Source organism: Bradyrhizobium sp. BR 1433 (genome assembly GCF_051547665.1).
Classification (GTDB): domain Bacteria; phylum Pseudomonadota; class Alphaproteobacteria; order Rhizobiales; family Xanthobacteraceae; genus Bradyrhizobium; species Bradyrhizobium australafricanum.
In genome coordinates this window covers 1,991,335-2,008,681 of sequence record NZ_JBPUGG010000001.1, presented here as the reverse complement: position 1 = coordinate 2,008,681, position 17,347 = coordinate 1,991,335, and the positions used below count along the sequence as shown (strand labels likewise).

The 17,347-nt window shown below is 59.9% G+C and carries 14 protein-coding genes and 2 pseudogenes; 15 read left to right on the top strand and 1 reads right to left on the bottom strand.

Annotated elements, in window-relative coordinates:
• The first annotated feature begins 13 nt into the window (after positions 1-13).
• The 12 genes and pseudogenes from asnB (ACSKB9_RS10105) to wecB all read left to right on the top strand — a co-directional run bounded on the left by asnB (ACSKB9_RS10105) (position 14) and on the right by wecB (position 12,786).
• Positions 14-1,924 carry an asparagine synthase (glutamine-hydrolyzing) gene (asnB, locus tag ACSKB9_RS10105; RefSeq protein WP_438072875.1) on the top strand — a complete coding sequence of 637 codons (1,911 nt, stop codon included), beginning with the start codon at positions 14-16 and terminating at the stop codon, positions 1,922-1,924.
• Positions 1,925-1,946: 22 nt separating this feature from the next.
• On the top strand, positions 1,947-3,185 hold the full coding sequence (locus ACSKB9_RS10100; protein ID WP_438072874.1) for a glycosyltransferase family 4 protein: 1,239 nt from the start codon (positions 1,947-1,949) through the stop codon (positions 3,183-3,185).
• A gap of 61 nt (positions 3,186-3,246) precedes the next feature.
• Positions 3,247-3,732, top strand: a complete 486-nt coding sequence (locus ACSKB9_RS10095) for a class I SAM-dependent methyltransferase (protein WP_438072872.1) — start codon at positions 3,247-3,249, stop codon at positions 3,730-3,732.
• Positions 3,729-4,259, top strand: coding sequence for a hypothetical protein (locus ACSKB9_RS10090; RefSeq protein ID WP_438072870.1), 531 nt, complete (start codon positions 3,729-3,731; stop codon positions 4,257-4,259). The genes ACSKB9_RS10095 and ACSKB9_RS10090 overlap by 4 nt, the downstream gene beginning before the upstream one ends.
• 143 nt (positions 4,260-4,402) lie before the next feature.
• Positions 4,403-5,194 (top strand): annotated as a pseudogene (asnB, locus tag ACSKB9_RS10085) (asparagine synthase (glutamine-hydrolyzing)); the annotation flags it as partial.
• On the top strand, positions 5,151-6,320 hold the full coding sequence (locus ACSKB9_RS10080; protein ID WP_438072868.1) for an asparagine synthetase B family protein: 1,170 nt from the start codon (positions 5,151-5,153) through the stop codon (positions 6,318-6,320). The pseudogene asnB (ACSKB9_RS10085) and the gene ACSKB9_RS10080, both read left to right, overlap by 44 nt.
• 117 nt (positions 6,321-6,437) lie before the next feature.
• Positions 6,438-7,721, top strand: a complete 1,284-nt coding sequence (locus ACSKB9_RS10075; RefSeq protein WP_438072866.1) for a nucleotide sugar dehydrogenase — start codon at positions 6,438-6,440, stop codon at positions 7,719-7,721.
• Positions 7,722-7,729: 8 nt separating this feature from the next.
• Positions 7,730-8,747: pseudogene (locus ACSKB9_RS10070) on the top strand (NAD-dependent epimerase).
• Between the two features lie 36 nt (positions 8,748-8,783).
• The gene (locus ACSKB9_RS10065; protein WP_028343083.1) at positions 8,784-9,731 is read left to right on the top strand and encodes an NAD-dependent epimerase/dehydratase family protein; all 948 of its coding nucleotides are present in this window, start codon (positions 8,784-8,786) and stop codon (positions 9,729-9,731) included.
• 14 nt (positions 9,732-9,745) lie between these two features.
• Positions 9,746-10,678 carry an NAD-dependent epimerase/dehydratase family protein gene (locus ACSKB9_RS10060; RefSeq protein ID WP_438072864.1) on the top strand — a complete coding sequence of 311 codons (933 nt, stop codon included), beginning with the start codon at positions 9,746-9,748 and terminating at the stop codon, positions 10,676-10,678.
• Positions 10,679-10,680: 2 nt separating this feature from the next.
• Positions 10,681-11,739, top strand: coding sequence for an NAD-dependent epimerase/dehydratase family protein (locus ACSKB9_RS10055; RefSeq protein ID WP_438072863.1), 1,059 nt, complete (start codon positions 10,681-10,683; stop codon positions 11,737-11,739).
• Positions 11,740-12,786 carry a non-hydrolyzing UDP-N-acetylglucosamine 2-epimerase gene (gene wecB / locus ACSKB9_RS10050; RefSeq protein WP_438072861.1) on the top strand — a complete coding sequence of 349 codons (1,047 nt, stop codon included), beginning with the start codon at positions 11,740-11,742 and terminating at the stop codon, positions 12,784-12,786. It abuts the gene before it with no gap.
• 47 nt (positions 12,787-12,833) lie between these two features.
• Here wecB and ACSKB9_RS10045 read toward each other — a convergent pair whose 3' ends face one another.
• Positions 12,834-14,228, bottom strand: coding sequence for a hypothetical protein (locus ACSKB9_RS10045; RefSeq protein WP_438072859.1), 1,395 nt, complete (start codon positions 14,226-14,228; stop codon positions 12,834-12,836).
• Between the two features lie 471 nt (positions 14,229-14,699).
• Between ACSKB9_RS10045 and ACSKB9_RS10040 the strand changes: the two genes are divergently transcribed.
• The 3 genes from ACSKB9_RS10040 to ACSKB9_RS10030 are packed head-to-tail and all read left to right on the top strand — an operon-like array spanning position 14,700 to position 17,342.
• Positions 14,700-15,761, top strand: a complete 1,062-nt coding sequence (locus ACSKB9_RS10040) for a Gfo/Idh/MocA family protein (RefSeq protein WP_438072857.1) — start codon at positions 14,700-14,702, stop codon at positions 15,759-15,761.
• Complete coding sequence (locus ACSKB9_RS10035; protein WP_438072856.1) at positions 15,758-16,225, top strand: acyltransferase; 468 nt, start codon at positions 15,758-15,760, stop codon at positions 16,223-16,225. Before ACSKB9_RS10040 ends, ACSKB9_RS10035 begins: the two co-directional genes overlap by 4 nt.
• Before the next feature lie 19 nt (positions 16,226-16,244).
• Positions 16,245-17,342, top strand: coding sequence for a DegT/DnrJ/EryC1/StrS family aminotransferase (locus ACSKB9_RS10030; protein ID WP_310880045.1), 1,098 nt, complete (start codon positions 16,245-16,247; stop codon positions 17,340-17,342).
• The last annotated feature ends 5 nt before the right edge of the window (positions 17,343-17,347 follow it).

The following is a 17,347-nucleotide window of genomic DNA, read 5'->3' as shown; positions in this document are numbered from 1 at the left end:
CAGATAATTCAAGATGTGCGGAATCGCGGGAATCCTGAATTTTGATCGGCAAAGGCCGGTTGATCGCGAACTGGTCGTGGCGATGACAAGAGCTGTCGCCCATCGAGGTCCGGACGCCGAGGGCATATGGGTGAACGGCCCTGTGGGGCTGGGTCACCGTCGCCTTTCGATCATCGACCTCTCGGTGGCCGCCGAACAGCCGATGGTTTCCGACGACGGACAGGTCCGCATTGTCTACAACGGCGAAGTCTACAACTTCGTCGAGCTGAGGCGCGAACTGCAAAAGAGAGGCTATGCCTTCCGTACCTCGTCCGATACCGAGGTTATTTTGCAAGCCTATCGATGCTACGGCGTGGACTTCCTGACGCGGTTGCGGGGCATGTTCGCGCTGGCGATCTGGGATGCCGGGCAAAGGACGCTGCTGCTCGCACGCGACCGGATCGGGATCAAGCCGCTCTACTATCATATTGGCCAGGACTCCCTATCGTTCGCATCGGAGTTGAAGTCACTTCTGGCGGACCCGCGCACGCCGCGTGAGGTCGATCAGGCGGCGCTGGCGGACTTCCTTCATCTCCTCAGCATTCCGGATCCGCAATCAATTCTGAAGGGAATTCGACGGCTCGAGGCCGGTCACGTGCTTATCGTTCGCGGACGCGATGTGCAGGACCGCGAGTACTGGAGCGTTCCCTTGCCGACCGCTCCGCGCGCTCTTTCACTCGCCGACGCTTGCGCTGAATTCGATGAGCGTTTTGGAAGCGCCGTTCGAAGCCATCTTGTCGCGGATGTACCGGTGGGTGCTTTCCTCAGCGGTGGGGTCGACTCGAGTTCGGTCGTCGCCTGGGTAGGGCCGCAGGCCAGCGCCGGCATGCGAACCTTTTCTGTCGTATTTCGCGGAGATGAGGTTTTCGACGAGGGACCTTATGCCAGGGCCGTGGCGGACCGCTATGGTACCGCGCACCGGGAGATAGACCTCGGCGCGGAGGCGGGCGACTTTCTTCCCGCGATGGCGTGGCACTGCGATGAACCCTTTGCCGTGTCATCGGCGCTCGGGATCTACTTTCTGGCCAAAGCAGCGAGGGACGATGGAATCAAGGTCGTTCTGACGGGCGACGGCGGCGACGAGGTGTTTGCCGGATACACTTGGAGGCACCAAGACTTCGTCCCGCTGCTCGGGCAAAGATACGGCCCCCTGCAGCGGCTTCTCGCTCGGACTGGAGCCATCGGCAATCGAATTGCTCCGGGCCACCGGTTGTGGCGCGCAATGAGCAGGGATCAGCGAGAGTCGGGGCGCTATATCGACAGTTATGCGTGCTTCCGGGACATGGACCTCGTGGATTTTGTGCACCCTGATCTCTGGCCTCATCTAAAGCAAGCGTGGTCGAACAATGTCACGGCCCAACACTACGATGCGACGATCGGTCAGCCGGAGCTGACGCGCAAGCTCTACACCGATATGAAGTCATCGCTGATCAGCGAGATGCTAACCAAGGTCGACAGGCTCACAATGGCCGCTGGCGTTGAGGCGCGCGTTCCTTTTCTGGATCACGAGCTGGTCGAATGGGCATTCTCATTGCCGGGCGATCTCAAGATCAAGGGAAGCGAGGGCAAATTGATCGTGAAGAAAGCCATGGAGTCGCGTCTGCCAACCGACATCCTCTACCGCCCCAAGGCAGGCTTCAATCTGCCGCTCGGCAAGTGGCTACGGACTGGGCTGAAGGACATGGTGTATGATCTGCTTTCGCCAGCGAGCGTCGCACGCCGGGGATATTTCAGGCCCGATGTTGTCTCGACCATGGTGGATCGTCACATGAAAGGCGGCGACGATATCGGCAACCGGCTGTTCGTGCTGCTCATGCTCGAGCTTTGGCACCGGCAAGTTCTTGATCCCGGCCATTCTGCAATGGCCGTCGGTTCGGCGGCCTAGCGGGACGAATGTGGCAGCCTCGATGACCCGTCCGTTGAAGATCCTGGCGATTGGTTACGCTACGAGCACCCACGTCGTGAACCGGGTGCGCTGTTTCTCCCCCTTGGGGCACAAGGTCTACCTGCTGAGTGCTCCTCCCGCCGCCGGACTGACCGAAATCATAGAACTCACGCCGTCTGTTCGCCCTGGACAGGATGAATGGATCTCGCGCCTTGTGCGTTTGGGCAGCAAGCTGGCCCGGCGGGATCTGAGTGGACTGTCCGATATGGCACGGCTGTTCTTCGATTTTCGTCGTCTCGTCAGGACGACAAACCCGGACGTCATCCATGTGCACTACGCATATAGCACCTGGGCGTGGCTGGCAGGCGCTCTGGGCTTTCGACCTCTGGTGGTCAGCGTCATGGGGGGCGACGTCCTCTACGAAGAGCAGGGGGCGCCGACGCGACGCGGAATTGCGTTGACCAAGAGGCTCTTTGCGGTAGCCGACCGCATAACGGCAAAATCCGACTTCCTGATCGGCAAGCTCAATGAGCTCGGCGACTACGGCAGCAAGGCGACGCGCGTGGTGTGGGGAGTTGATCCGCAGCAGTTCCGGCCGATGGATGCGTCAGCGCTTCGCGCCGAATGCGGAATTCCGGAAGGCGCCCGGGTCGTGCTCAGCCCGAAGATCCTTCAGCCGTTCTATAATATCGATGTCCTTGTCGAAGCCATGGCGTTGGTGGTCAAGCGGGTTTCGTCGGCGCATCTCGTTGTCACGGAATATGCTGCCGATCCGCAGTACCGCGCAGAACTCATGGCGCGGATTGAAGCGCTCGGCCTCGCGCGCCATGTCAGCTTTGTTGGCCGCATCCCCCATGACCAGATGCCGATGTTCTATTCCATTGCGGAAGTTGCTGTCGGAATCCCGCGCTCGGACGGCCTGCCGCAGACGCTTCTTGAAGCGATGGCCTGTGGGGTTCCAAACGTTGTCGGTCGGCTCGATCGCTATGGTGAGATCGTCAAGGACGGCGAAAGCGTGCTGTTTGCCGACATCGATCCCGCTGATGTCGCCGAGGCGATCCTTCGCCTGCTCGAGGACGAGGCCTTGCGTGAGCGTATCGCTGCCAGGGGGCGGGCTATCGTGGTCGAACAGGCCAACTTCCCCATCGACGTGAAGCGTGTCGAGGCGATGTATCGGGAATTGGCCTCGAAGCCTCGAAAGCGCGCCTTCTATCGTCCGCTCATGCTGGTCGATGTGGTCCGCTATTGGCTACGCGTCTGACATGAACTTGCGCCCCCACTCCTGGACTCCCGACCTTATTTCAATTGGATAACTCGCCAGCATGAAGCCGATCGTTCCACTCATCTGCCCTGAGACGGGTGAATCACTGCAGCCATTGCCGATGTCCGACGACATCTCCAACCAGACAACGGCGCTAAAGGCATCCGGTGGTCGTACGTATCCCGTCGTCGGAGGTATTCCGCGCTTTGTTGCGCCGGAGAACTACGCCGCAGCTTTTGGGCTGCAATGGAAGACTTTCCGCAAGACCCAGTTGGACTCCTTTACGGGAACGTCGATCAGCCGGGATCGGCTGGAGCGATGCCTTGGCGGCTTCGATGCTGTTCGTGGCAAGAAAGTCCTGGAGGCAGGTTGCGGCGCGGGGCGGTTTACCGAGGTGCTGCTGTCGGAAGGCGCGGAAGTGTTTGCGTGCGACCTTTCGACCGCGGTCGAGGCAAACCTGGAGAACTGCGGGGAAAGCCAGGCTATTTCGTTTGTCAGGCCGATATCCGCGCTCTTCCGGTTGCACCTCAATCATTCGATGTCGTGATCTGTCTTGGAGTCATCCAGCATACCCCCGACCCCGATGAGACCATCAGGGCCCTTGCGGCTCACGTTGCCCCGGGCGGGCTTCTGGTGATCGATCACTATCGATACAGTCACGAGGACATGACCAAGACGCGCCAGCGGCTGCGCAAATTCCTTATTCGGCAAGATGCAAAGCTTGCGATGAATTTCATCAAGACGCTCGTTGCGGTCCTGTGGCCCTTGCACCGCCTGAGTTGGCGCTACCGGAAGCTTCCGCTCGGCAGCAAATTTCGGCAGGCCGTCCTGTACTACTCGCCCGTTCTTGACTATCACGACTATTATGGACAACTGGGACCCAAGCTGCTCTATGCTTGGGCTGTCCTGGATACTCATGACGCGCTCACCGACCGGTACAAGCACAAGAGGTCGACAGAGCAGATTGCGCAAGCGCTCGATGCCATCGGACTGGTTGGAGTCGAAGCGAGCTACGGTGGGAACGGCGTAGAGGCGCGAGCTCGCGCGCCCGAGCTGTCTCCCGGAAGAAGTTGAGCTATCGGGTGTGGCCGCCGCGCTATGCACAGGGGTAGCTTTCGAATCTCAGGACACTGCTTTCATGGCGTGGGACTGATCGGTCCGGCGCAACCGTGTGATTGCGCCCATTTCCTGAATTCGAAATAGCTTAGGGTTATCGTATGTGTGGAATTGCCGGCTTCCTGTCGCTAGGCTCCGATCCCTTTCCCAAGGGAGAGGCGTCGCTGCGCGCAATGTCCTCGTTGATCGGTCATCGCGGTCCCGATGGGGCCGGCGAGTGGACATCGAGGGACAAGCGCGTGGGCTTCGTGCACCGACGGCTCGCCATCATCGATCTGTCGACGAGTGGCGCGCAGCCGATGATTGCGCCAAACGGCACCGTCATCACGTATAACGGTGAGATCTACAACTACATCGAACTGCGCAACGAGCTGTCGTCCGGATGGACGTTTCGCTCGACGTCAGACACGGAAGTGATCCTCGCCGCCTATGACAAGTGGGGAGACGATTGCGTTTCTCATCTGAGGGGGATGTTCGCATTCGCGATCTGGGATGAGAGAAGGCAAAGACTGTTCGCCGCACGAGACCGTTTCGGGATCAAGCCCTTCTATTATACGGAGCAGGACGGCACTCTGTTCTTTGCATCAGAGGCCAAGGCCTTGTTGCCCCTGTTGCCCGAGATACGCACTGACTCGACCGCGCTCGCGGAATATCTGACGTTCCAGTATACGATCGGTGCGAAGACGCTCTTTGCGCATGTCAATGCACTGCTGCCTGGGCATGTGTTCACCGTCGACAACGGAAATGTTCACGTTCAACGCTACTGGGACGTGCAGTATGTCGTCGATTTCGACCACAGCCCGAGATATTTCGAGGAACGCTTCAGGGAGTTGATCGCCGACTCCATGAATGTCCATTTGCGGGCTGATGTCCCGATCGGCGGCTACGTTTCGGGAGGGCTCGACTTCGAGCCTCGTCGCCCTTCTGGCTTCGAGTCACGATCATCGCAATCGTCTCGCTTTTCACGGCCGCTTCACGGAATACCCGGGGTACGACGAGAGCCACTATGCGCAGGAAGTGGCCAACCGGGCGGACATGACGGTGCATATCGCGGATATCACCGCGGAGGATTTCAGACGCTCGCTGAACGATGTCATCTACCATCTTGATTTCCCGGTTGCCGGCCCGGGATCCTTTCCGCAATTCATGGTCTCCGCGCTCGCGGCGAAGCATGTGAAAGTCGTGCTCGGTGGGCAGGGCGGAGATGAGCTTCTTGGTGGTTACGCGAGATATCTCGTTGCCTATTTTGAGCAGTGCATCAAGGCCGCCATGGACGGTACGTACCGGGAAGGAAACTACGTCGTTACGATCGAATCCATCGTTCCGAATCTTGGCCTGCTGCGCGAATACAAGCCGATGATCAAGGAGTTCTGGCGCGAGGGATTGTTCGACGATCTGGACAAGCGGTATTTCAGGCTTGTTGACCGCTCCACCGACATGGTCGGTGAAGTCGATTGGAAGTCGCTCGACAAGCCGCGTGTCTTTGAGGCGTTCCGCGAAATCTTTAACAACAAGGACAATGTGAGGAAGGAAGCCTATTTCGACAAGATGACTCACTTCGACTTCAAGTGCCTCTTGCCGGCATTGCTGCAGGTCGAAGATCGAATGAGTATGGCGCACGGGCTCGAGAGCCGGGTGCCTCTACTCGATCATCCCCTGGTCGAGTTTCTGGCGACGGTGCCCGCCGACGTGAAATTCAAGGGCGGGCAGATGAAGCAACTGATGAAGACCGTCTATCGAGATATCTTGCCCGAGGGCATCTTGAAGCGGCGGGACAAAATGGGCTTTCCGGTTCCGCTGAAGGAGTGGTTTGAAGGGACGCTTCAGGAGTTCGTGACGGATATCTTCGATCAGCAGCGAGCGCGCCAGCGCGATCACTTCAACAGCGGCGTGGTGCTTGCGAATTTTCAGAGTGCTTCCCGCTTCTCGCGCAAGACCTGGGGCCTGTTGTCGCTGGAATTGTGGCACCAGCGCTTCCATGACCGGGCTGCCGAATTCAGGGCCATGGTTCGATCGTAGTCAGACCGAACGCAGAAACCCGGGTGATGTTTGACAAAGGCGACTGCCATGTTATCGCATCATGCCGAATGCTCTCCATAGGCTTGGGGCCGCGCCAAGCTTAAATCAGGATCGAAAATGAGACACGGACGCAACATCGCTGTAATTGGGTTGGGCTATGTCGGTTTGCCGGTAGCCGTGTCGTTTGCACGATCGGGCGTGCCGGTGGTCGGGTTCGATATTGACCAAAGGCGCGTTGCCGAGCTCACGGCTGGTAACGACAGAACGCGAGAGGTTGAGGCGCATGATCTGCGTCAGCCGTCGCTTGTCTTTTCATCCGATCTCGAGGCAATGGCGGGCTCCGATTTCTATATCGTGACGGTGCCCACGCCGATCGACGAGGCGAGACGGCCAGACCTGGGCGCCATGATCTCCGCATCGCGATCAATCGGCCGCGTGCTGAAGAAGGGCGACATCGTCGTCTATGAGTCAACGGTCTATCCCGGCGCCGTCGAAGAGGAATGCATTCCGGTCCTGCAGGCGGTATCGGGACTCAAGGCGGGCGAGGACTTCACGGTCGGCTATTCGCCGGAACGAATAAACCCGGGCGACAAGCAGCACCGGTTCGAAACCATCTCCAAGGTGGTTTCGGCACAAGATCAGCGCACGCTCGATGTCGTTGCCGAAGTTTACGGATCGGTGGTTACGGCCGGTATTCATCGCGCGCCGACCATCAAGGTGGCAGAGGCAGCGAAGGTCATCGAAAACACCCAGCGCGATTTGAACATCGCCTTCATGAACGAGCTGTCGCTGATCTTTCAGGCTCTCAACATCGATACTGCCGATGTGTTGTCCGCCGCACGGACCAAATGGAACTTTCTGCCGTTCCAGCCAGGGCTCGTCGGTGGTCATTGCATCGGTGTTGACCCGTACTATCTGACTTATCGCGCAGAGAAGGCCGGCTATCATCCGGAGGTTATTCTCGCGGGTCGGCGGATCAATGACGGCATGGGGCAGCGGGTGGCGCGAGAGTGCGTCAGGGGACTGCTGCGACGCAAGGCGCAAAGCGGTGTAGTCACGGTCCTTGGACTCACATTCAAGGAGGACGTCCCGGACACACGGAACTCGCGGGTCGTCGATATTGTGCGCGAGCTGCAGTCGTTCGGCTTGGTGGTGCAGCTGCATGATCCTCTCGCAGATGCAGCCGATGCCGAGGAAGAATATGGAGTCAAACTCCTGCCGCTCAACGAACTGCAATCGGCGGATGCCGTCGTTCTGGCGGTAGCCCACAACGAATACGCGACCGGCGGGTGGCCGCTGATCCAGCGGTTGCTGACCGATGGCAATGGTCTGGTCTACGATGTGAAGTCGACGCTTGATCGTGGCTCCAGGCCGGCCGGCATTGAGCTGTTGCGACTTTGAGTGCGAGCATGTCCAGCAAGGCAGTTCTTGTCACCGGGGCAGCCGGCTTCATTGGTTTCCACGTCAGTCAGCGCCTCCTGTCGGAAGGCCATGACGTGGTTGGCGTTGATAGTATCAACGACTACTACGATCCCAGTCTCAAGCTGGCGCGCCTGGATCTGCTCAAAAGCAATTCCCGTTTCAGTTTTGAAAAGCTCGATCTCGCTGATCGAGGGAAGGCGAAAGCGCTGTTCGATCGGTGTCGCTTTGCCAAGGTAATTCATCTGGCCGCGCAGGCCGGCGTCCGATATTCAATCCAAGATCCGCACGCGTATGTCGACGCGAATATGCAGGGCTTCCTCAACATCTTGGAGGGATGCCGGCACAACGGTTGCCAACACCTGGTTTACGCGTCGTCATCCTCGGTCTATGGCGCAAACTCCAAGCTCCCGTTCTCGACCGAAGATGGCGTCGATCACCCGATCAGTCTGTACGCGGCTTCCAAGAGGGCAAACGAGTTGATGGCTCATTCCTATAGCCATCTTTACCGCCTTCCCACGACGGGGCTGCGTTTTTTCACGGTCTATGGCCCATGGGGCCGTCCTGATATGGCGATGTTCATCTTTGCCAGATCCATTCTGGCTGGAGAGCCGATCCGGCTCTTCAATCAGAGGTCGAATGCGTCGGGACTTCACCTATGTCGACGACGTCAGCCAGGGCGTCGTTCGTCTCATCGATCGAGCGCCGCAAGGCCTCCAGGATTGGAACAGCGACAAACCCGACCGAGCGACCAGCAGCGCCCCGTGGAAGATCTACAATATCGGGAACAACAAGCCCGAGGAACTGACACATGTCATCTCGCTCCTCGAGAAGGAGTTGGGTAAGGTGGCGGTGAGGGAGATGCTGCCGATGCAGCCCGGCGATGTCGAGGCGACCTACGCCGACGTCAAGGATCTTGAGCGGGATATCGGCTTTCGCCCGGCGACACCAATCGAGGAAGGTGTCGCGCGCTTCGTCAAATGGTACCGGGACTACTGCCGGATTTAGCAACAGTACCTGACTCTCTCAAATCTGGATAATCGGATGAAAATCTTTGTCACCGGCGGCGCCGGCCAGGTCGGATCAACCGTCATCGATATGTTCTTGTCGCGTGGCGACGAGGTAGTTGCGATCGACAACTACACGACCGGCCGGGCCGACAATCTGACCAAACATGAAAACCTGACCTTGGTCGAAGACACGATCGCAAATGCCGACGTGATCAATCGACTGTTTTCAGATTTTCGGCCGGAGATCGTCGTTCATACAGCGGCCTCCTACAAGGACCCGGAGGATTGGGGAACCGATGCTCTGGTGAATGCCGTCGGCACGGCAAACGTCGCGAAGGCCTGCAAGACCTTCGGTGTATCTCGCCTGATCTACTTTCAGACGGCGCTTTGCTATGGCACCAAGCCGCTGCAGTCCCCGATCCCACTCGATCATCCGATCAATCCCGTCAATTCGAGCTATGCCATCTCGAAGACGGCTGGCGAAAACTACGTGCAGTTTTCTGGCGTGGATTGGGTCACTTTCAGGCTCGCCAACGTAATCGGGCCAAGAAACGTATCCGGTCCGCTGCCGATCTTCTATGGCCGGTTGGCGAAGGGACAGAAGTGCTTCGTTACGCCGGCCCGGCGGGACTTTTGTTACGCGGGTGATTTGGCAAAGGTCGTTGTCAGGGCCGCCGATGGCGTCGGTCGCGGCACGTATCATTTTTCCTCGGGCAAGGACGTCGCGATCAAGGAGCTCTACGACGCGGTCGTGCGGGCAATGAAGATCAATGACTATCCGGAGCCCGAGGTTAAGCCGCTTGGTCCGGATGATGCCGCTTCCATCCTTCTGGACCCCGAACGCACGTTCAAGGACTTCGGCGCAGTTGAGTTCACTTCGCTCGATGAGATCGCCCGTCTGTCGGTTGAGCGCTGGCAGCGGGAGGGCGTCGTCGGTGGCTACACACACCTGAAGGAAGCGCGTGCGGAAATCCGCACCTGATCGGATCAAGTTCGATGCGCATCATTATCACCGGCGGGGCGGGGTGCCTCGGCTCGAATCTTATCGAGCACTGGTTGCCGCAAGGTCACGAAATTCTTGTCATCGACAATTTCGCGACCGGCAAGCGTGAGGTCGTGCCTGCGCTTCCCGGCCTAAATCTCGTCGAAGGTTCGATTGCCGATCGTGATCTGGTGGCGAAGGCCTTTGCCGACTTTGCCCCAACTCACCTGGTACATTCGGCCGCTTCCTATAAGGATCCGGCAAACTGGCGCGAGGATATCGCGACGAACGTCGAGGGGACTGCCAATCTCATTGAATTCGCGCGGACCGCGGGTATTCGCCGGATCATAAATTTCCAGACCGTCTTGTGCTACGGGCGCCCCGAGAGCACGCCTATTGCCGTCGAGCATCCGCTGCGGCCGTTCACGAGCTACGGCATTTCAAAGGTTGCCGGCGAGCAATATCTGGCCATGAGCGGTCTGCCTTTCGTTTCCCTGCGCCTTGCGAACGTCGCCGGCCCGCGCCTCGCAATCGGTCCGATCCCGACCTTCTACAAGCGCCTGAAGGCGGGACAGGCATGCTTCTGCACGGCGGCCTACCGGGATTTCCTCGATATGTCCGATTTCGTCGCCGCAGTAGACATTGCGATGCGCGACGGCGCGCCGACCGGCACCTTCAACGTATCCAGCGGAACGGGACATTCCATCAAGGACGTATACGATCTGGTCCGATCGCATCTTCAGTTGCCGGCCGATCCGGATGTCAAGGTGGTGCCTGTCGGAGAAGATGATGTTCCCTCCGTGGTGCCGGATCCTACCAGGACGCAAGAGATCCTCGGCTGGAAAGCAAGGGTTTCGTTTCAAGAGACAATTCGGCGGCAGCTCTCGTGGTACGACGCCTACGGAGTGACGGACGTCTACAGTCACCTGGCTGCACCTAAGGGGTGAAGATGAGTTCTTTCAATGGAGCCACCGTCCTGGTCGTTGGCGGGGCTGGATTTGTCGGATCAAATCTCGTCAAGAAGTTGCTCGAGCAGGCACCAGCTCGAGTCGTCATAGTCGACAACCTGTTGTCGGCTGACATTTCAAATGTACCAGACGATCCACGGGTCGAATTCATTCGGAACTCCATCACGGATGACGCAGTTCTTACGGCGTTGCCGGGAAATCTGGACTACGTGTTTCACCTCGCCTGCTATCACGGCAATCAGTCGTCGATCGCCGATCCGCTCGCGGATCACGAGAACAATACGCTCACGAGCCTGAAGCTCTTTGAAAGGCTCAAGAGCATTGGCTCGTTACGGAAGGTTGTGTACGCCGCCGCAGGCTGTGCCGTAGCCGAGAAGACCTTCCAAGGGGCCGAGGCGACGCGAGAGGATGCGCCGGTTTCTCTGTTTCACGACAGTCCGTACTCGATTTCGAAGTTGATCGGCGAGATGTACGGCAACTACTACTTTGCGCGATATAAGCTGCCGTTCGTGAAGGCGCGCTTTCAGAATGTTTACGGTCCCGGCGAGATCCTTGGCGCCGGCCGCTGGCGCGGAACGGTGCATACCGTATGGAGAAACGTTACGCCGACTTTCATATGGAGAGCGTTGCACGACGAGGCGTTGCCGGTTGAGAACGGCGGGATCGCATCTCGTGACTTCATCTATGTGGAAGACATGGCGAGAGGATTGATGGCGTGCGCGCTTTCGGGCGAGCCCGGCGAAATCTACAATCTCGCCTCTGGCGTCGAAACCAGCATTCTTGAACTGGCGACCCGCGTGAATTCGATCGTCGGCAATGTGACGCCGATTGCGCTGACGCCGGCGCGGGATTGGGACAGGTCCGGGCAGCGCTTCGGCGATCCGGCCAAGGCACGTGAGAAACTCGGCTTCGTCGCGACCGTGGCTCACGAGGATGGTCTTCGGAAAACCATCGATTGGACGCGCGCAAATCGCGAACGCATCATCGGCTGCATGCGAAGTCACGTTGCGCAGCTGCCCGATGTCGCAAGGTATTCCTGAATGCTGAAGATTCTCACGGTTGTCGGCGCCCGTCCGCAATTCATCAAGGCGGCGGCCGTCAGTCGTGCGATCCGCGAGACCGACGGACTCACGGAAGTCATGGTGCATACCGGTCAGCATTTCGACCCGAACATGTCCGACGTGTTCTTCGAGGAGCTGGATATTCCAAAGCCGCAGCATCATCTCGATATCCATGGCGGTGGTCACGCCGACATGACGGGACGTATGCTGATTGCGATCGAGCCTATCCTGCTTACGGAAAAGCCCGACTGGGTTGTCGTCTATGGTGACACCAATTCGACTTTGGCCGGCTCGGTCGCGGCGTCGAAGTTGCACATTCCGGTCGCGCACGTCGAAGCGGGGCTTCGTTCGTTCAATCGCCGGATGCCAGAGGAAATCAATCGGCTGGTAACCGACCATCTTGCCACGTTGAATTTCTGTCCGACGGCCGTGGCCGTTGCCAATCTCGCCGCCGAGGGCGTAACCAAGGGCGTACATCACGTCGGCGACGTGATGTACGATGCGACCTTGTTTGTAACAGACAAGGCCGAAGAAAGTTCGACCATACTCACCAGTCTCGGGCTGGTCCCGAAGACATATTCACTTGCCACGATTCATCGCGCTGAAAACACCGACGACCGGGAGCAGCTTCTGGCCGTCGTGCGGTTTCTGCAGGATCAGTCGCAGAAATACCCCGTTGTTCTACCGCTGCACCCGCGCACCCGACAGGCGACTTTGCGTATGGGAGTTGCTCTCGACGGCCTGAAGATCATCGATCCGGTCGGCTACTTCGATATGGCCAAGCTTCTGCACAACGCAGTTGAAGTCTATACGGACTCGGGAGGCGTCCAGAAGGAGGCCTATTTCCATCGCGTGCCATGCACCACGCTGCGTGACGAAACCGAATGGACGGAAACGATTTCCCACGGCTGGAATCGGCTCTGGATGCACCCGGCGCAGGCCGTTCGGCGCGAGATAGAGGAATACGGGACCGGTCGCGCGGCTTACAATGTCACGCGCTTGTTGAGTTCTGGCGGCTTGCCTTAGGTTGGTCGAAGCGGACTGCTGAAACTTCGTAGCCTCCGCTGCTCGATTCAGTTCAGGACCACCGGCTGCAAGCTCGCATCCTGGTTGGCACCCTCACTTTGCAGACGTTCGCTCGACGCCGTCGTCGACGCTGCCGTCTGGCCGAATGCTGACCGCGGCGTAATGTACCAGAGCAGGAACAGCAGACCGGTGCCGTTCGTCAGCAGAGCGGTCGAAAGCGGCACATTGAGGAGGACCTGGGGGAGCAGCCCCGCGGAGAGCAGCACGAATTGCGACGGCAATCCGGACGACAGGCGATTGCCGAGGGCAATGATCAGGCCGCAGCCCAGCGCGGATACCGGGGCGAGTACGAGCCCGACCGAAGCGACGCCTTCGGTGGCGAACAGCGAAGCATTAAAGGCGCCGAGATCGTAGGCCTTGGCCATGACGGCCCATATTGGCTCATCATAGGCGCAGGCAACCACGAGCTTCAACGCGTTGATCTGGCAGAAATGGGTCAGCGGGTGCGCCGAGAAGTAGTTGTTGTAGACTTCAAGGGCGAGCGACGGGATCGCAACCATCCTGGTGTTGACGGTGCCGAAATAAACCAGTGCGGGCTTGATTGGCAGCACCTCGGCCTTGACCAGGAAGAACAGGATAGTGCCGATCAGGATCGGCAGGAAAAACGACAGGATCGTCGTGACCCTGGCCTCAGCCAGCTTGCAGATCAGCGCGAGAAACAGCAGCCAGACCGGAGCAAACAGCGCCATCTTGGTCAGCATGATCGGGTAGAACATCAGCATCAGAAGCAGAGCGGCTCCTGCCTGCCAGATCCGCTTGCTGGCGACGAAGCAGGCAAAGGCGAACGGCAACAGCGCGTTCGAGACGATCCAGACCGCATATCGCAGGACGCCCGGCAACGCGAGCTCCGCGCGATATTTGTAGATCTCGGCGAGATCGACCAGCTTGAGGTTGTAGAGAGACCCGATGCCGATGATCGCGACTGAGGCAATCAGGATGACGGAAGGCATCATGTGAAAGGCGCGCGCCGGCATGACGACAGCCTGCCGTACCGGCGCGGTGATGAACAGCACGGGGGCGAGGAATGCGAGCGCCGAAAGCACGATCGAGGCGAGCGCCAGGCGATGATCGTAATCGAGCACCGAAAATTCGATCAGCCAGAGATACCCCAGGACCATGATGTAGAAGTAGAAGCCGACGAGATAGCCAAAGCTGAAGCGACTGATTGCGAACAGGATGACGAGGGGACTGAACGCCAATACGTTGATGATTGCGGATGCCAGGTGTGCCTTGTCGAAGGCGATGACACCCGGGAAGGAATCGATGATCGTGATGCAATACAGCGAGATGCAGCAAACCACGACGTGCGCATAGGCAAGCAGGGCAAGCTTGGCCTGGCGCCATCCGAAACCGGGCTCCAGCTGAATAACGCGATCGTTCATTCTCACCTACCGCCGTCTCGGGCTGCGCGTTTGGGACCGTTTCGTGGATAGTCATCGTATTCGGCAGACTAACCCGCGATCGCCAACCGATGCCGCCTTTTGAGCCAGCGGCATGGCACGACGCCGATAAGACGACAAGAACTATGCTGGTCCTTCATCCTATTATTCCTGGTTAATAACGCAAATGCCGCTTGTTGCTCCGGGGGGTAGCGGAGCAGTTGTCCCTGATCGGATCGCCGTTACCCGGCGAGGCTTGTCGCAAGGACTTTTGCCATGCTCACAAAGGCCAAGCGCGCCGAGGCCGCGCGAAATCGTGGTGCCGCGGCCGCGCCGCCTGACTGGTGCATGGCCTTGCCTTACCCCGAGTTTTCTGGGTAATGGACGTTGTCGCGCGGCTCGCAAGGCCGCATGTTCCCTCGGCTCTTCGGCAGGCTGCAATGGCCGGCCACGAGACAAGACAGGGCCTGTTGCATGATCAGATTTGGCCTGCTCGGATGCGGGCGTATCGCCAAGCGTCACTCCGATCTCCTGGGTGGCAATCACATCGAGGGAGCGAGCCTGGTCGCGGTCTGCGATCCGATCCGCGCGCGCGCCGATGCGGTTGCCGGGAAGTTCGGCGTTGCGGCCCATTACGACATGGACGAATTCCTGGCGCGGAAGGACATCGATGCCGTCGCCGTGCTGACGCCGAGCGGGCTGCATCCCGCGCACGTGATCGCCTGCGCCAAGGCCGGCAAGCACACCGTGGTCGAGAAGCCCATGGCGCTGCGGCTGCAGGACGCCGACGACATGATCCGGGCCTGCGACCAGGCCGGCGTCAAGATGTTCATCGTCAAGCAGAACCGCTTCAACGTGCCGGTGGTCAAGGCGCGTGAGGCGCTCGACGCCGGCCGCTTCGGCAAGCTCATCCTGGGGACGGTCCGGGTGCGCTGGTGCCGCGACCAGGCCTATTACGACCAGGACGATTGGCGCGGCACCTGGGCCTATGACGGCGGCGTGCTGACCAATCAGGCGAGCCACCATGTCGACATGCTGGAGTGGTTCTTCGGCGACGTGGTGAGCGTACATGCGCGCGCGGCAACGGCGCTGGCCAATATCGAAACCGAGGATACGGCCGTCGCAACGCTGAAGTTCCGCAACGGCGCGCTCGGGGTCATCGAGGCGACCACCGCGGCGCGCCCGACCGATCTCGAGGGCTCGCTCTCGATCCTGGGCGAAAAGGGCACCGTCGAGATTTCGGGCTTCGCGGTCAACCAGATCCGGCACTGGCGTTTTGTCGACGAGCTGCCGTCCGACAAGGACGTCGTGGAGAAGTTCTCGGTCAACCCGCCCAACGTCTACGGCTTCGGCCATCAGGCCTATTATCACCATGTTGTCGATTGCCTCGAGAACCAGCGCGCCGCGCTGGTCGACGGGCTCGAGGGCCGCAAGAGCCTGGAGCTGATCTCGGCCCTCTATGAGTCGATCGAGACCGGCGAGGAAGTCGCGCTCCGCTTCACGCCACGGTTGAGCCGGCTGGGCGTCGTTTCGTGAACCGGCCGGACGTGCATCAGGCCAGCGTGCGCGATGTCGCGTTCGGCGAACGCGTCAAGATCGTCGAGCCGTGCAACCTCTACAGCTGCAAGCTCGGCGACGACTGCTTCGTCGGCCCTTTCACCGAAATCCAGAAGGGCGTGATCGTCGGGGCGCGCACCCGCGTGCAATCGCATGCCTTCGTCTGCGAGCTCGTCTCCATCGGCGAGGACTGTTTCATCGGTCACGGTGTGATGTTCGTCAACGACACGTTCTCCACCGGCGGCCCGGCGCGTGGACGCAAGGAGCTGTGGCGCGAGACGGTGATCGGCAACCGGGTGTCGATCGGCTCCAATGCGACGATCATGCCGGTCAGGATCGTCGACGACGTCGTCATCGGCGCCGGATCGGTGGTGACCAAGGACATCACGACGCCTGGCACCTATGCCGGCAATCCGGCGCGCCGGCTGCTGACGAGCCAATAGGGCGATCAGGGGAATATCGATGGCGGTGCCGTATGCCGACCTGCAACTGCAATATCAGTCCATCAAGGGCGAGATCGACGCTGCGATCGCCGGCGTGATCGGCGACAACGCCTTCATTCGCGGCAGCTATGTCGACGCCTTCGAGCGCGAATTTGCGGTGGCGGCCGAGGTCGCTCATTGCGTGTCCTGCGCCAACGGCACCGACGCGCTTTACCTCGCTATGCGGGCGCTGAAGGTGAAGCCGGGCGACGAGGTGATCACGACGGCGCATTCCTGGATCTCGACCGCGGCGATGATCACCCATTCCGGTGCCACCGTCGTGTTCTGCGACACCGACGAGGCGACGTTCACGATCGATCCGGCGGCCATCGAGGCCGCGATCACCCCGCGCACGGTCGGCATCATCCCGGTGCATCTCTATGGCCAGCCTGCGGATATGGACGCGATCATGGCGATCGCGCAGAAGCACAAGCTGTGGGTGATCGAGGATTGCGCCCAGGCCCATCTCGCGCGCTACAAGGGCCGCATGGTCGGCACCTTCGGCGAGGCCGCGACCTATTCATTCTATCCCGGCAAGAATCTCGGCGCGATGGGCGATGCCGGCGCGGTCGTCACCAACGACGCGGCGCTCGCCGAGCAGATGGCCATGCTGGCGCGCCATGGTGGACTGGTGAAGCACCAGCACCACATCGAAGGCATCAACAGCCGGCTCGACGGCATGCAGGCTGCGATCCTCTCGGCCAAGCTGCCGCATCTTGCCGCCTGGACCGAGGCCCGGCAAGCCGCGGCCGAGGTCTATGATGCCGGCCTCAACCAGATCGAGGATGTCGTGGTGCCCGAGGTCGCGCCGGCACGCAGCCACGTCTATCACCTCTACACGATCAGGCATCCGCGCCGTGACGCGCTCGCCGCCCATCTCAACGCCAACGGCGTGCAGACCGCCATCAACTATCCCACCGCGCTGCCGTTGCTGCCGGCTTATGCGCGGTTCGAGCATCGGCCGGAGCAGTTCCCCAACGCGCATCGCGATCAGGGCCGGATTCTCTCGCTGCCGATGTTCGCCGAGATCACGCGCCAGCAGCAGGACGAGGTGATCGAGCTGATCCGGAAGTTCTGATCGCG